General features: G+C 62.8%; 13 protein-coding genes. All 13 read right to left on the bottom strand.

Annotated features, from left to right (window positions below):
- Positions 1–99: 99 nt before the first annotated feature.
- The 13 genes from ispD to G1E_RS18695 all read right to left on the bottom strand — a co-directional run bounded on the left by ispD (position 100) and on the right by G1E_RS18695 (position 15469).
- Entirely contained in the window at positions 100–807 is a 708-nt protein-coding gene (ispD, locus tag G1E_RS18755; protein WP_009686931.1) for a 2-C-methyl-D-erythritol 4-phosphate cytidylyltransferase, read from the bottom strand.
- Positions 804–1085 carry a cell division protein FtsB gene (ftsB, locus tag G1E_RS18750; RefSeq protein ID WP_009686932.1) on the bottom strand — a complete coding sequence of 94 codons (282 nt, stop codon included), beginning with the start codon at positions 1083–1085 and terminating at the stop codon, positions 804–806. The genes ispD and ftsB overlap by 4 nt, the downstream gene beginning before the upstream one ends.
- A 163-nt stretch (positions 1086–1248) precedes the next feature.
- Entirely contained in the window at positions 1249–2538 is a 1290-nt protein-coding gene (eno, locus tag G1E_RS18745; RefSeq protein WP_009686933.1) for a phosphopyruvate hydratase, read from the bottom strand.
- A 200-nt stretch (positions 2539–2738) separates the two neighbouring features.
- A complete protein-coding gene (locus G1E_RS18740) occupies positions 2739–4367 on the bottom strand; it encodes a CTP synthase (RefSeq protein WP_009686934.1) in 1629 nt (542 codons plus the stop codon).
- A gap of 268 nt (positions 4368–4635) precedes the next feature.
- Positions 4636–5937 carry a tRNA lysidine(34) synthetase TilS gene (tilS, locus tag G1E_RS18735; protein ID WP_047150002.1) on the bottom strand — a complete coding sequence of 434 codons (1302 nt, stop codon included), beginning with the start codon at positions 5935–5937 and terminating at the stop codon, positions 4636–4638.
- A 134-nt stretch (positions 5938–6071) separates the two neighbouring features.
- Positions 6072–7019, bottom strand: coding sequence for an acetyl-CoA carboxylase carboxyltransferase subunit alpha (locus G1E_RS18730; RefSeq protein WP_009686937.1), 948 nt, complete (start codon positions 7017–7019; stop codon positions 6072–6074).
- Between the two features lie 106 nt (positions 7020–7125).
- Positions 7126–10650, bottom strand: a complete 3525-nt coding sequence (gene dnaE, locus G1E_RS18725; RefSeq protein ID WP_009686938.1) for a DNA polymerase III subunit alpha — start codon at positions 10648–10650, stop codon at positions 7126–7128.
- 176 nt (positions 10651–10826) lie between these two features.
- The gene (gene rnhB, locus G1E_RS18720; RefSeq protein ID WP_009686939.1) at positions 10827–11450 is read right to left on the bottom strand and encodes a ribonuclease HII; all 624 of its coding nucleotides are present in this window, start codon (positions 11448–11450) and stop codon (positions 10827–10829) included.
- Between the two features lies 1 nt (position 11451).
- Positions 11452–12579, bottom strand: coding sequence for a lipid-A-disaccharide synthase (lpxB, locus tag G1E_RS18715; protein WP_009686940.1), 1128 nt, complete (start codon positions 12577–12579; stop codon positions 11452–11454).
- A gap of 1 nt (position 12580) precedes the next feature.
- The gene (lpxA, locus tag G1E_RS18710; RefSeq protein ID WP_009686941.1) at positions 12581–13357 is read right to left on the bottom strand and encodes an acyl-ACP--UDP-N-acetylglucosamine O-acyltransferase; all 777 of its coding nucleotides are present in this window, start codon (positions 13355–13357) and stop codon (positions 12581–12583) included.
- Entirely contained in the window at positions 13354–13794 is a 441-nt protein-coding gene (gene fabZ / locus G1E_RS18705; RefSeq protein ID WP_004375427.1) for a 3-hydroxyacyl-ACP dehydratase FabZ, read from the bottom strand. The genes lpxA and fabZ overlap by 4 nt, the downstream gene beginning before the upstream one ends.
- 114 nt (positions 13795–13908) lie before the next feature.
- Positions 13909–14964 (bottom strand): UDP-3-O-(3-hydroxymyristoyl)glucosamine N-acyltransferase, encoded by a 1056-nt coding sequence (gene lpxD, locus G1E_RS18700; RefSeq protein ID WP_009686942.1) that lies wholly within the window; start codon positions 14962–14964, stop codon positions 13909–13911.
- 1 nt (position 14965) lies between these two features.
- Positions 14966–15469: an OmpH family outer membrane protein gene (locus G1E_RS18695; protein ID WP_003252311.1), complete on the bottom strand. Its 504-nt coding sequence runs from the start codon at positions 15467–15469 to the stop codon at positions 14966–14968.
- Positions 15470–15501 lie beyond the last annotated feature (32 nt).

The raw sequence follows: 15501 nt of genomic DNA, 5'->3' as shown, positions 1-15501 counted from the left end.
CCATAGAATCTCCCACAGGAGCCGCGATGCCTCAGGTCTGTGGGGTACCTGTGGGAGCTGGCTTGCCTGCGAATGGGCCGCGCAGCGGACCCGGCGATCTCAGCGTCGACCTGCCCAGCGCTGGCGCAACCACTCCAGGTCTTCCGGCCGGGTCACCTTGATGTTGTCGCTGCGCCCTTCGACCAGCCGCGGCGCCTGCCCGGACCATTCGATGGCAGAAGCTTCATCGGTTACGACGACATCCGACACCAGGCACTCGGCCAGCGCCCGGTGCAACGCCCCCAGGCGGAACATCTGCGGCGTGTAGGCCTGCCAGATGGTGCTGCGGTCAACGGTGGCGCTGACCCGGCCTTTGCCATCGGCACGTTTGAGCGTGTCGCGCGCCGGCACCGCCAGCAGGCCACCCACCGGGTCATCCGCCAACTCCGCCAGCAGCTTGTCCAGGTCGCTACGCGCCAGGTTGGGCCGCGCAGCATCGTGCACCAGCACCCAGTCGCTGTCCGCCGCCCCTTGGGCATGCAGCAGCAGCAAGGCATTGAGTACCGAATCGGCGCGCTCGCGCCCGCCCGCCGCGCGCTGGATACGCGGGTCGCTGGCACAGCCCAGGGCAGGCCAGTAAGGGTCGTGTTCAGCAATGCTGACCACCACGCCGTTAAGCGTCGGGTGGCCAAGAAAACAGTCGAGGCTGTGCTCGAGAAGGGTCTGCCCTGCCAGCTCCAGATACTGCTTGGGGCGGTCGGCAGCCATGCGGGCGCCTACGCCCGCCGCTGGAATCACGGCCCAGAAGGCCGGTAAGGTATCGATCATTTCTGTGGCAACTGGAAGAGGGTTTCACCCTCCTTGACCATCCCCAATTCATGGCGAGCCCGCTCTTCAACGGTCTCCATGCCTTTTTTCAGCTCCAGCACTTCAGCATCGAGCACGCGATTACGCTCCAGCAGGCGCTCGTTTTCGGCGTGCTGTTCAGCAATCTGCTGCTTCAGCTCGGTCACTTGCGCCAGGCTGCCATTGCCGACCCACAGACGGTACTGCAGGCCACCCAACAGCAGGAGCAGAATAAGGAACACCCAATAGGGACTGCGCATCACGTTATCCAGGTCAAAAAGGCTGCCGCGCATTTTACGGGAGCTCGAATAGCACGAAGCCTGGCCGAGGCCAGGCTTCGTTGACAGAAACCCGTTGGGAAGAAGGAAAGTTCAGTAAGAACGTTCCTACAACTCCGGCTGCTGCCTTTTTACCATCTCTTGCTTAGCCGCGAAACTCGGCACGACCACGGTAAACCGCTTTGGCGCCCAGTTGCTCTTCGATACGCAGCAGTTGGTTGTACTTGGATACGCGGTCGGAACGGCACAGCGAACCGGTCTTGATCTGGCCCGCAGCGGTACCCACGGCCAGGTCGGCAATGGTCGAGTCTTCGGTTTCACCGGAACGGTGCGAAATCACCGCGGTGTAGCCGGCAGCCTTGGCCATCTGGATGGCTTCGAGGGTTTCGGTCAGCGAGCCGATCTGGTTGAACTTGATCAGGATCGAGTTACCGATGCCCTTCTCGATGCCTTCCTTGAGGATCTTGGTGTTGGTCACGAACAGGTCGTCGCCAACCAGCTGAACCTTTTCACCGATCTTGTCAGTGAGGACTTTCCAGCCAGCCCAGTCCGACTCGTCCAGGCCATCTTCGATGGAGATGATCGGGAAGCGCTCGGTCAGGCCTTTGAGGTAGTCTGCAAAGCCTTCGGCATCGAACGACTTGCCTTCGCCGGACAGGTTGTACTTACCGTCTTCGTAGAATTCGGAAGCGGCGCAGTCCAGTGCCAGGGTCACGTCGGTGCCCAGTTTGTAGCCGGCTTTTTCGACGGCTTCGGCGATTGCACCCAGGGCATCTTCGTTGGAGGCCAGGTTAGGGGCGAAGCCACCTTCGTCACCCACGGCAGTATTCAGGCCACGGGCCTTGAGCACAGCCTTGAGGTGGTGGAAGATTTCGGTGCCCATGCGCAGGCCGTCGGAGAAGGTCTTGGCGCCAACCGGCTGAACCATGAACTCCTGGATGTCGACGTTGTTGTCGGCGTGCTCGCCGCCGTTGATGATGTTCATCATCGGAACCGGCATGGAGTACTGGCCTGGGGTGCCGTTCAGGTTGGCGATGTGCGCGTACAGCGGCAGGTCCTGATCCTGGGCAGCGGCCTTGGCGGCAGCCAGAGAAACAGCCAGGATGGCGTTGGCGCCCAGCTTGGCCTTGTTCTCGGTACCGTCCAGCTCGATCATGGCGCGGTCCAGGGCCTTCTGGTCAGCCGGGGCCTTGCCCAGCAGCAGGTCGCGGATAGGGCCGTTGATGTTGGCGACAGCCTTCAGCACGCCCTTGCCCAGGTAACGGCTCTTGTCGCCATCACGCAGCTCCAGCGCTTCGCGCGAGCCGGTGGAAGCACCGGACGGCGCGCAAGCGCTGCCGATGATGCCGTTGTCGAGCAGTACATCGGCTTCCACGGTGGGGTTGCCACGCGAGTCGAGAACTTCACGACCTTTGATGTCGACGATTTTTGCCATTGTTGTAAGCACTCCAGAATTGACGAAAACAACGCAGCTTTAGGGAATTCTTGCCTTTCACCAGGCAGGGACGCAGCAGGCAGGCCTGGCAAAAGCAACCCCTGACCGAGTGGTCAGGGGTAGATCGGGGCGTACTTTACCCGAGAAATGAGCCTCGCGCGGACTTAACCGTCGGAAAACTCACCAAAGACCCGAAAAAATCAGGCCTTGTTCTTCTGCGCCAGGGCCGCCTTGACGAAGCCGCTGAACAGCGGATGACCGTCACGCGGGGTGGAGGTGAACTCCGGGTGGAACTGGCAGGCAACGAACCATGGGTGGTCCTTGGACTCGACCACTTCGACCAGCGCGCCGTCTTCGGAACGGCCGGAAACCACCAGGCCGGCATCAACCAGCTGTGGCAGCAGGTTGTTGTTGACCTCGTAACGGTGGCGGTGGCGCTCGGTGATCACGTCCGTGCCATAGCAGTCGTGCACCTTGGAACCGGCTGCCAGCTGGCAGTCCTGTGCACCCAGGCGCATGGTGCCGCCCAGGTCCGAGGCCTCGTCACGGGTTTCGACCGCGCCGGTGGCATCGGCCCACTCGGTGATCAGGCCAACGACCGGGTGGCCGCTGTTGCGGTCGAACTCGGTGGAGTTGGCGTCTTTCCAGCCCATGACGTTACGGGCGAATTCGATTACCGCGACCTGCATGCCCAGGCAGATGCCCAGGTACGGCACCTTGTTCTCACGGGCATATTGAACCGCAGTGATCTTGCCTTCCACCCCACGCAGGCCGAAACCGCCGGGTACCAGGATGGCATCGGCACCCTCGAGCAGGCTGGTGCCCTGGTTCTCGATGTCTTCCGAGTCGATGTAGCGCAGGTTGACCTTGGTACGGTTGGTGATACCGGCGTGGCTCATCGCTTCGATCAGGGACTTGTACGCATCCAGCAGTTCCATGTACTTGCCGACCATGGCGATGGTCACTTCGTGCTCAGGGTTGAGCTTGGCATCGACCACCTTGTCCCACTCGGACAGGTCGGCACCGTTGCATTGCAGGCCGAAGCGCTCGACGACGAAGTCGTCCAGGCCCTGTGCGTGCAGCACACCCGGGATCTTGTAGATGGTGTCGACGTCTTCCAGCGAAATCACCGCACGCTCTTCAACGTTGGTGAACAGCGCGATCTTGCGGCGCGAGGAAGCATCGACCGGGTGGTCGGAACGGCAGATCAGCACGTCTGGCTGCAGGCCGATGGAGCGCAGTTCCTTGACCGAGTGCTGGGTCGGCTTGGTCTTGGTTTCGCCAGCAGTGGCAATGTACGGGACCAGGGTCAGGTGCATCAGCATCGCGCGCTTGGAACCCACTTCGACGCGCAACTGGCGAATGGCCTCGAGGAATGGCTGCGACTCGATGTCGCCCACGGTACCGCCAATTTCCACCAGGGCCACGTCGGCGTCGCCAGCACCTTTGATGATGCGGCGCTTGATTTCGTCGGTGATGTGCGGAATGACCTGGATGGTCGCGCCCAGGTAATCACCACGGCGCTCTTTGCGCAGCACGTGCTCGTAGATACGGCCGGTGGTGAAGTTGTTGTTCTGGGTCATGGTGGTGCGGATGAACCGCTCGTAGTGGCCCAGGTCGAGGTCGGTCTCGGCGCCATCGTGGGTGACGAACACTTCACCATGCTGGAACGGGCTCATCGTGCCCGGGTCGACGTTGATGTACGGATCCAGCTTGAGCATGGTGACCTTCAGGCCCCGCGCTTCCAGGATGGCCGCCAGGGAAGCCGAGGCAATGCCTTTCCCCAATGAAGAAACAACACCGCCCGTGACGAATATGTAGCGCGTCATGAAAAACCCTAGAAGTCTGCGTTAAGGCGGCCAGCGCCGCCGGAGAAAGCGAAGGAAGGCCGAAGCCCCCGATCACCTGCGTCAATCACAGTGCATCTCGAACAACTGCCGCGTCTGTACAGACCAGGGGTATCCCCGGCATGGAGCTCGCTCGTCATTTCAGAATCAGCCCAGCAAAAAACTGCTTGGTAATCGGCAACTCCTGTGTTTTCGCGGAACCCACAGAAGCTGTATCAAGAAGGGAGGGTAGTCTACCCGAATGTACCCTTCAGCTCAAACCTTGCGCGTTCGTCGGTAACTGCCAGTGCAGCTGCCAACCCGCCTGCCCCAGCCCGGGCAAATTGGCCACTGCCAGCAGGCGCTCGCCCTGGTACAGCAAGGGCAGGCGCGCACGCAGGAAATGCGGCACCTGCTGCTCGTTGAGCAGGCGTTTGAGGTCGCGCCGGCCGCGCCCGGGCACCTCCAGTATTTCGCCGCCCTGGCGGTAGCCAACCCGCAGCCCGCCAACCCCGGCTGCGCCAACAAGCCGCACGTTACCGTTGCCCGGCAGTGGCAACGGCACACCTGGGTCCGGCCAGGCCAGCTGACCGGCGGGGGGGGGGCGCCCGNNGGCTGGCTGCAGCCAGTCGCCACTCAGCCACCAGATGCGCCCTTGGCTACGCTGCAACTGCCCGTCGGTCAGCCGCCACACCGGCTGGGCATCGGCGGCGGCATCGCGCAGGTCTGCCCAACCCGCCCAATGGCGGGTATCGGGCAGCCGCGTGCGTTGGCTCAGCCAGTACTGCAAGGCGTTGCGCTGGCGCGCCGGCGACAGCGCCACCAGGCTAGCCAGGTCGAGGGAGGCCAGCCCCGGCCAGGCGGCAGGCGCCCCCTGCTGCGCGGTCACCAGATCGCCCTGGGCCAGTTCGTCGAGCAGGCCCAGCGCCTCGCCCAGATGCTCGGCGGCACGGGCGAAATTCTGGCTAACCTGTGGCCAGCGCTGCTGCAACTGCGGCATCACCTTCCGGCGCAGAAAGTTGCGGGCAAAACGGGTGTCAGCGTTCGAAGGGTCGTCGATCCAGGCCAGCCCGCGGGCTTGGGCATAGGCCTGCAACAGCTGCCGGGCACAGCCCAGCAACGGCCTGACCAGGCTGCCCTGCCCTAGCGGCCGCTGCCCCGGCATGGCCGCCAGGCCACGCAGGCCGGCACCGCGCAGCAAGCGCAACAGCAGGGTTTCAGCCTGGTCGTCACAGTGCTGGCCGGTGAACAGAATGTCGCCCGGACCGAGGGTTTGCTGGAAAGCCGCATAGCGGGCGTCGCGGGCCGCCTGTTCCAGGCTGGCGCCGGGGCTGACCTGAACGTGGATTACCTCAAGTGCGATGCCGAGGTTGGCGCAGACGGCCTGGCAATGGGCGGGCCAGGCGTCAGCGGCGGCTTGCAGGCCATGGTGGACATGAACCGCACGCAAGGGCGGCACTGCGTGGCTGCGGGCGTAGTCGGCCAGCAGGTGCAGGAGGACGGTAGAGTCGAGGCCGCCGGAGAAGGCGATGTACCAGGTGGGGGCGTTGAGCCAGGGGGTGAGGTTGATCATGAAGGCCTCACATGGCTTGAGATCGCCGGGGGGTGCTTTGCACCCCATTCGCCGGCAAGCCAGCTCCCACATCATGAGAGAGCGGACTTGCCGGCGAATGGTCCGCAAAGCGGCCCCCGGATCACATCACGAAATCAGAGCCCGTAGCTCATCAGGCGCTCGTAACGACGGGCCAGCAGCGCGTCATTGTCGAACTTGCCGAGCATGTCCAGCTGCTGCACCAGGTCAGCGCGGATGCTTTCCGACATCGCAGCCGGGTCACGATGGGCGCCGCCCAGCGGCTCCTGGATGACCTTGTCGACGATGTTCAGGCTCTTCAGACGCTCGGCGGTAATGCCCATGGCTTCGGCAGCATCGGCAGCCTTGTCGGCGGTCTTCCACAGGATCGAAGCGCAACCTTCTGGCGAGATCACCGAGTAGGTGGAGTACTGCAGCATGTTCAGCTGGTCGCAGACACCAATGGCCAGTGCACCGCCCGACCCACCTTCACCGATCACGGTGGCGATGATCGGGGTTTTCAGGCGCGCCATCACCCGCAGGTTCCAGGCGATGGCTTCGCTCTGGTTGCGCTCTTCGGCGTCGATCCCCGGGTAGGCACCCGGGGTGTCGATGAAGGTCAGGATCGGCATCTTGAAGCGCTCGGCCATTTCCATCAGGCGGCAGGCCTTGCGGTAACCTTCAGGGCGCGGCATACCGAAGTTGCGGCGCACCTTTTCGCGTACTTCGCGGCCTTTCTGGTGGCCGATGACCATGACCGGCTTGCCATCCAGGCGCGCAGTACCGCCGACGATGGCAGCGTCATCGGAGAAGTGGCGATCGCCGTGCAGCTCTTCGAACTCGGTGAAGATGTGCTCCAGGTAGTCCAGGGTGTAGGGACGACGTGGGTGACGCGCCAGGCGTGCAATCTGCCAGCTGGTGAGGTTGCCGAAGATGCTTTCGGTCAGGGTGTTGCTCTTGTCTTGCAGACGGGCAATTTCATCGCTGATGTTCAGCGAATTGTCGTTACCCACCAGGCGCAGGCCTTCGATCTTGGCTTGCAGGTCGGCAATCGGCTGTTCGAAATCGAGAAAATTCGGGTTCATAGTCATCCGTCTTGGGTCTACGGCCAGGCGGCCGGCCGGTTGATCCGTTTGGCGCCATACCTTAAGGGATCAGGCGCATTCAGGTCGAGATTAAATTTTTGTCGGTTCAACGATATTGCAGGAAGACGTTCTCACGTCCGAACTGGTCACGCAGTGCCTGAATCAGCCCATCGGCGGGGTCGATCGCCCACTGCTCGCCAAACTGCAACATGGCCTTGGCGTCACTGCCGGTGTACTCCAGCGTGATCGGGCAGGCACCGCGGTGGCGGGTGATCAGTTCGCCCAGCCATTTCAGCCGGTCGCCCTTCAAGGCTTCGTGCGCCACCTTCAGGCGCAGGCTTTCGGCCAGCTTGGTGCGCGCGTCTTCCATGGTCATGACCTGCTTGACCCGCAGGCGCAAGCCACCGGAGAAGTCGTCATTGCTGACCTCCCCTTCGACCACCACCATGGCGTCGGCCTGCAGCAACGACTGCGCCGCGATATAGGCGTCGGCGAACAGCGAGGCCTCGATCCGCCCGGAGCGGTCATCCAGGGTGACGAAGCCCATCTTGTCACCCTTCTTGTTCTTCATCACCCGTAGCGCAATGATCATGCCGGCGATGGTCTGGGTTTCACGCGACGGTTTGAGGTCGATGATGCGCTGGCGGGCGAAGCGGCGAATCTCGGTTTCGTACTCGTCGATCGGGTGGCCGGTCAGGTACAGCCCCAAGGTGTCCTTTTCGCCTTTCAGGCGTTCCTTCAGGGTCAGCTCGCGCACCTTGCGGTGGTTGGCGTAAACATCGACATCCGCCGCGTCGAACATGCCCCCGAACAAGTCGACATGGCCACTGTCCGCGGTATGCGCGGCCTGCTCGGCGGCCTTGATGGCCTCACCCAGTGCCGAAAGCAAGGTCGCCCGGTTGATGTCGATGTGGGCATGGTAGGCCTTGATTTCGTCATGGAAATGCGGGCCCAACCGGTCCAACGCGCCACTGCGCACCAGCGCATCGAGGGTGCGCTTGTTGACCCGTTTGAGGTCGATGCGCTCACAGAAGTCGAACAGGTCCTTGAACGGCCCGCCCTGGGCACGGGCTTCGACGATGGCCTCTACCGGGCCTTCGCCGACGCCCTTGATGGCGCCCAGGCCGTAGACGATACGGCCGTCGTCGTTCACGGTGAACTTGAAATCGGAGAAGTTCACGTCCGGCGCATCCAGGCGCAGCTTCATGCTGCGCACCTCCTCCACCAGCACCACCACCTTGTCGGTGTTGTGCATGTCCGCCGACAGCACCGCCGCCATGAACGGTGCCGGGTAGTGGGTTTTCAGCCAGGCAGTCTGGTACGACACCAGGCCGTAGGCCGCGGAGTGGGATTTGTTGAAGCCGTAACCGGCGAACTTCTCTACCAGGTCGAAGATGTTGCCTGCCAGGTCCGCATCGATATTGTTGGCCACGCAACCTTCGATGAAACCACCGCGCTGCTTGGCCATTTCCTCGGGCTTTTTCTTGCCCATGGCCCGGCGCAGCATGTCGGCGCCGCCGAGGGTGTAGCCGGCCATCACCTGGGCAATCTGCATCACCTGTTCCTGGTACAGGATGATGCCGTAGGTGGGGGCCAGCACCGGCTTGAGGCCTTCGTACTGGTAGTCGGAGTGCGGGTAGGCCAGCTCGGCACGGCCGTGCTTGCGGTTGATGAAGTCGTCCACCATGCCCGACTGCAGCGGGCCGGGGCGGAACAGTGCCACCAGTGCGATGAGGTCTTCCAGGCAGTCGGGCTTGAGCTTCTTGATCAGCTCCTTCATGCCACGCGATTCAAGCTGGAATACCGCCGTGGTTTCGGCCTTCTGCAACAGCTCGTAGGTTTTGCGGTCGTCCAGCGGGATGAAGTCGATATTCACGTCGGGCAGGTTTTTCTTGGCCTGCTCGCGGTTGATGATCTCCATGGCCCACTTGATGATGGTCAGGGTACGCAGGCCGAGGAAGTCGAACTTCACCAGCCCCGCCGCCTCGACGTCATCCTTGTCGAACTGGGTTACCAGGCCGCCGCCTTCTTCGTCACAGGCGATCGGTGAGAAGTCGGTGAGCTTGGTCGGGGCGATCACCACGCCACCGGCGTGCTTGCCGGTACCCCGGGTCACACCTTCCAGCTTCAGCGCCATGTCCCAGATTTCGCGGGCGTCCTCGTCACCCTTGAGGAAGTCACGCAGGATCTCTTCCTGCTCGTAGGCCTTCTCAAGGGTCATGCCCACTTCGAACGGAATCATCTTCGACAGGCGGTCGGCCAGGCCGTAGGACTTGCCCTGAACCCGTGCCACGTCACGCACCACCGCCTTGGCAGCCATGGTGCCGAAGGTGATGATCTGGCTGACCGCGTTGCGGCCATAAGCCTCGGCCACATAGTCGATCACCCGGTCACGGCCATCCATGCAGAAGTCGACGTCGAAGTCGGGCATGGAAATACGTTCAGGGTTGAGGAAGCGCTCGAACAGCAGGTCATAGGCCAGCGGGTCGAGGTCGGTGATCTTCAGCACATAGGCCACCAGCGAACCTGCGCCCGAACCACGGCCAGGGCCTACCGGCACGTCGTTGTTCTTGGCCCACTTGATGAAGTCCATCACGATCAGGAAGTAACCGGGGAAGCCCATCTGGATGATGATGTCCAGTTCGAACTTCAACCGGTCGAGGTAAACCTGGCGCTTCTCTTCGTAATTGGGCGTGGTTTCCTTCGGCCACAGGACCGCCAGGCGCTCTTCCAGGCCCTCGTGGGACACGTGCCGCAGGTAGTCGTCGATGCCCATGCCGTTGGGCGTGGGGAAGTCGGGCAGGAAGTACTTGCCCAGCTGCACCTGGATGTTGCAACGCTTGGCGATTTCGACGGTGTTGGCGATGGCATCGGGCAGGTCGCTGAACAGCTCGGCCATTTCCTCGGACGACTTGAGGTACTGCTGGTCGCTATAGCAACGCGGCCGGCGGGGGTCGTCGAGGGTCCAGCCTTCACCGATGCAAACCCTGGTTTCATGGGCGTCGAAGTCGGACTGCTTGATGAAACGCACGTCGTTGGTGGCCACCAGTGGCGCGCCCAACCTGTCGGCCAGGGCCACGGCAGCATGCACATATTCCTCGTCGCGGGCGCGGTTGGTGCGCTGCACTTCTACGTAGAAGCGCTCGGGGAACATGCCCATCCAGTCTTGCAGCAGGGCCTGGGCTTCGTCGTCACGGCCGGCCAGCAGGGCCATGCCGATGTCACCTTCCTTGCCGGCCGACAAGGCGATCAGGCCTTCGCTGGCCGGCGCGATCCATTCACGCTGCAGGATCACCAGGCCGTTGCGCTGGCCGTCGGTCCAGCCGCGCGAGATCAGCTCGGTGAGGTTGCGATAGCCTTTGGGGTTCATGGCCAGCAGGCAGATGCGCGACAGCGGCGCTTCCGGGTCGGCGCCGGCCAGCCACAGGTCTGCCCCACAGATCGGTTTGATGCCGGCGCCCATGGCCGTCTTGTAGAACTTCACCAGCGAGCACATGTTGCTCTGGTCGGTGATGGCCACTGCTGGCATGTTCATCCCGGCCAGCGCCTTGGCCAGCGGCTTGATCCGCACCAGGCCGTCAACCAGCGAGAATTCGGAGTGGACGCGCAGGTGAACGAAGGGAACCGACATGGGAGATCCTGTAGCAGTGCTGAACGACAAGGGCGGGATTGTAGCTTAATTGCGCGGGGGTTTTGGGGCTGCGTGTAGGAGCGGGTTTACCCGCGAACCAGGCGACGCGGTGGATGGCACCGGCTGTGCCGGTGTTCGCGGCTAAAGCCGCGCCTACAAGGGGCCCGCCCCATTGGTCAGACCAGCGAACCGATGACGCCCTCACGCGCGTCCCAGGCGGCGCGCACCGGTGCGAACGAACGCCGATGAATGGGCGTAGGCCCAAGCCGGGCCAAGGCCTCCAGATGTACCGGCGTGGGGTAGCCCTTGTGCCCGCCGATACCGTAACCCGGGTAGATCAGCTCGAACGCGCTCATTTCACGGTCACGGCTGACCTTGGCCAGAATCGAGGCTGCCGCAATCGCCGGGACCTGGCTATCACCCTTGACCACCGGCGCTGCCGGCACGGACAGTTTCGGGCAGCGGTTGCCGTCGATCAGCGCAAGCTTCGGTGTAACGTGCAGGCCTTCGACCGCGCGCTGCATGGCCAGCATGGTGGCCTGCAGGATATTGAGCCGGTCGATTTCCTCGACCTCGGCACGGGCGATACAAAAGCTCAGGGCCTTTTCGCAAATCTCGTCGAAAAGGGCCTCGCGCTTGGCTTGCGTGAGTTTTTTCGAATCGTTCAGGCCGAGGATCGGCCGGGTTGGGTCGAGGATCACCGCTGCCGTTACCACCGCACCGCACAGCGGGCCACGGCCCACTTCGTCAACGCCGGCGACCAGGTCTTCGACCAGGTTGAAGTCCAGTCCAAATTGCATGTCAGCGGTCCTTGAGCAGGGCCAGCACCGCCTCGGCCGCCTGATTGGAGGCGTCGCGGCGCAGGGTGCGGTGAATTTCGTCGAAACGTTCGGTCTGCCGGCTCCCATCGCGCAACAACGGTACCAGGGTATTGGCCAACGCCTCGCTGGTGGCAGCGTCCTGCAGCAGTTCAGGTACCAGCTCACGCTGCGCCAACAGGTTGGGCAACGACACGTAGGGGCTTTTCACCAGCCGCTTGAGAATCCAGTAGGTCAGCGGCGCCAGGCGGTAAGCCACCACCATCGGCCGCTTGTACAGCAAGGCTTCGAGGGTGGCGGTACCCGAGGCGATCAACACCGCGTCGCAGGCGGCCAGGGCCTGGTGCGACTGGCCATCGAGCAGCATCAGCGGCAACTGCCGCCCTTCGAGCATCTGCTCGACCTGCGCGCGCCGCGCCGCGTTGGCACACGGCAGTACGAAGCGCACGCCCGGTACGTGGTGGCACAGGCGCTCGGCAGCATCGAGGAACAACGCCCCCAAGCGGCCAACCTCGCCGCCGCGGCTGCCCGGCATCAGGGCCACCACCGGGCCCTCGCCCAGGCCCAGTGCGGCACGCGCAGCTGCGCGGTCGGCCTGCAGCGGGATGGTGTCGGCCAGCGGGTGGCCGACAAAGCGCACAGGCACGCCCTGCTCTTCATAGAACCGCGCCTCGAACGGCAGCAGGGTCAGCATCAGGTCGCAGCCTTCGCGGATCTTCAGCACCCGCTTCTGCCGCCAGGCCCAGACTGATGGGCTGACATAATGCACGGTCTTGATCCCGGCCTGCCGCAGTTTCAGCTCGATGTTGAGGGTAAAGTCAGGCGCATCGATACCGATGAACACATCCGGCTTTTCATCGATCAGGGTCTGGATCAGTAGTTTGCGTCGCTTGAGCAGCTCGCGCAGGCGCCCCAGCACCTCCACCAGGCCCATGACCGCCAGGCGTTCCATCGGGAAATAGGATTGCAGGCCTTCGGCTTCCATCAAGGGGCCGCCCACCCCGATAAAGCGTATGTCGGGGTGGCGCTGCCTGAGGGCACGCATCAGGCCTGAACCCAGAATATCGCCGCTGGCCTCACCGGCCACCAGCGCTACGCAAAGCCGGGCCATGTCAGCGAGTGATGCCGCGAGCGGAGTTCACGATCGACTGGCGGAACAGCTCGACCTCAGGGTGCAGCGCAGCAGGCTCGGCCAGCTCCTTGAGTGCGTCTTCGACGGTAAGGCCCTGACGATAGACAATTTTGTAGCAGCGGCGCAGCACGTGGATCACTTCGGCACTGAAACCGCGCCGGCGCATGCCCTCGAAGTTCATGCTGCGGGCTTCGGCCGGGCTACCGAAGACGGTCACGAAGGCAGGCACGTCCTTGCCGATCGCCGTACCCATGCCGGAAAACGCGTGGGCACCGATATGGCAGTACTGGTGCACCAGGGTGTAGCCGGACAGGATCGCCCAGTCGCCCACATGCACATGCCCGGCAAGGGCCGTGTTGTTGACCAGAATGCAGTGGTTACCGATGACGCTGTCGTGGCCGATGTGGGCATAGGCCATGATCAGGTTGTGGTCACCCAGGGTGGTTTCGGCACGGTCCTGAATGGTCCCACGGTGAATGGTCACCCCTTCGCGGATCACGTTGTGGTCGCCAATCACCAGGCGCGTCGGCTCACCCTTGTACTTGAGGTCCGGGGTGTCTTCGCCAATCGACGAAAACTGAAAGATACGGTTGTGCTTGCCGATGCGGGTCGGCCCCTTCAACACAACATGCGGGCCGATAACGGTGCCCTCCCCGACCTCGACATCGGGGCCCACGATCGACCAAGGGCCCACCTCGACACCGTCGGCGAGCTTGGCCGAGGGATCGATGATGGCCCGAGGATCAATCGAATTCATAGGGAGCGTTCCGCGCAGGTGATTTCTGCCGAGCAGACCGGCTTGCCGTCGACCAGGGCGCGGCATTCGAACTTCCAGATCATGCTCTTGCGGCTGAGGAACTTGGCTTCCAGCACCAACTGGTCACCCGGCAGCACCGGCTGGCGGAAACGCAGCTTGTCGGAGCCGACGAAGTAATACAGGGTGCCATCGGCAGGCTTGGCATCGAGCATCTTGAAACCCAGGATACCGGCCGCCTGGGCCATGGCTTCGATGATCAGGACGCCCGGCATGATCGGGTGCGCCGGGAAGTGGCCATTGAAGAACGGCTCGTTGATGCTGACATTCTTGTAGGCACGAATGCTCTGGGCCTCGTAGTCCAGCTCCGTCACGCGGTCCACCAGCAGGAACGGGTAACGGTGAGGCAGGTATTCGCGAATCTCGTTGATGTCCATCATTTCGGGGGGGAAGCCTGTAATAAGAATAGGGAGCGCAGGTGCTGACCGCACGCTCCTTTTGCAATCCAAAGAGGAGCCAGCTAGCGACTGTTCACTCTTGCTCAGGGAATGGTATCAGCCTTCTGATGCCGGCTGGCCACCTGAGGTCACGGTATCGACGCGTTTTTCCAGCTGCTGGAGGCGCTTGGCCATATCGTCCAGGTGGCGGATACGCGCGGCGCTCTTGCGCCAGTCAGCCAATGGCTGCATGGCCGTACCGGAAGAATAGGAGCCCGGCTCGGTGATCGAGCGGGTAACCATGGTCATTCCGGAAATGAATACGTTATCGCAAATATCAATGTGCCCCACCAGCCCCACGCCACCCGCCAGCATGCAGTGCTTGCCAATGCGCGTGCTGCCGGAAATACCGACACACGCAGCCATGGCGGTGTGGTCGCCGATCTGCACGTTGTGGGCGATCTGGATCTGGTTATCCAGCTTGACCCCATCGCCGATGCGCGTGTCCGACAACGCGCCACGGTCAACCGCCGTGTTGACGCCGATTTCCACATCATCGCCGATGGTAACGCCGCCAATCTGGGCGATCTTGCGCCAGATGCCCTTCTCGTTGGCGAAGCCAAAGCCCTCGCCGCCGATCACCGCACCCGACTGAATGACCACGCGCTTGCCGATGGTGACGTCGTGATACAACGTGACCCTCGGTGCCAGCCAGCCGCCTTCACCCACCACGCAACGGGCACCAATGAAGCAATGTGCACCAATGCTCACGTTGGCGCCGATACGGGCGCCACTTTCGATGACCGCGAACGGCCCGATGCTGGCGCTGGCATCTACCTGGGCATCCTCGGCCACCACGGCGCTGGGATGGATTCCCGCCACAGCCTTGGGTTTCGGATCGAACAGGTGGGAAATGCGCGCATAAGCCAGATACGGGTCGGCCACGACCAGGGCATTGCCGGCAAAGCTTTCGGCATCCGCAGCCTTGAGCAGCACCGCGCCGGCCTGGCAGTTATCCAGGTACTTGCGGTATTGCGGGTTGGCCAGGAAGGTCAACTGCCCGGGGCCAGCCTCTTGCAAGGTGGCCAGCCCGGTAATCTGCAGCGCTTCGGGCCCCTTCAGGGTGGCACCGAGGGCCTCGGCCAGTTGGCCTAGCGTCATGGTCACACTCATATCAACGGGCTTGGTTCATGCGCTCGATGACCTGGCGGGTGATGTCGTACTGAGGTTTGACATCGATGACCGCGCCACGCTCGAGAACCAGGTCGTAACCGCCTTTCTTGATCACTTCCTCGACAGCGCCATCCAGCTTCGGCTTCAGCTGCTTGAGCATGTCACGGTCGGCAACGGCCTTGGCTTCGTTCAGCTCCTTGGACTGGAACTGGAAGTCGCGGGCTTTTTGCTTGAACTCGAGCTCCAGGCGCTCACGCTCCTGCTGCTGCATCTTGTCGCCGCCCTTGATCAGCCGGTCCTGGATACCCTTGGCGCTGCTTTCCAGGCTTTTCAGCTTGGTCAGTTGCGGGCCGAATTTCTTCTCGGCATCCACCGCGTACTTCTTGGCGGCGTCCGATTCCAGCAGGGCCATCTGATAGTTCAGCACGGCAACCTTCATTTCGGCGAAAGCCGGGGTGGCGACCAGCGCCGCGGCCACTACGGCCAGTTGAGCCAATTTACGCACGATGCACTCCTGGATAAACCGTTGTCGTTAAG

It is taken from the genome of Pseudomonas sp. TJI-51 (assembly GCF_000190455.2).
Classification (GTDB): Bacteria; Pseudomonadota; Gammaproteobacteria; order Pseudomonadales; family Pseudomonadaceae; genus Aquipseudomonas; species Aquipseudomonas juntendi.
The sequence above is the reverse complement of the archived record's forward strand: the minus strand, read 5'-3'. Positions and strand labels throughout refer to the sequence as shown.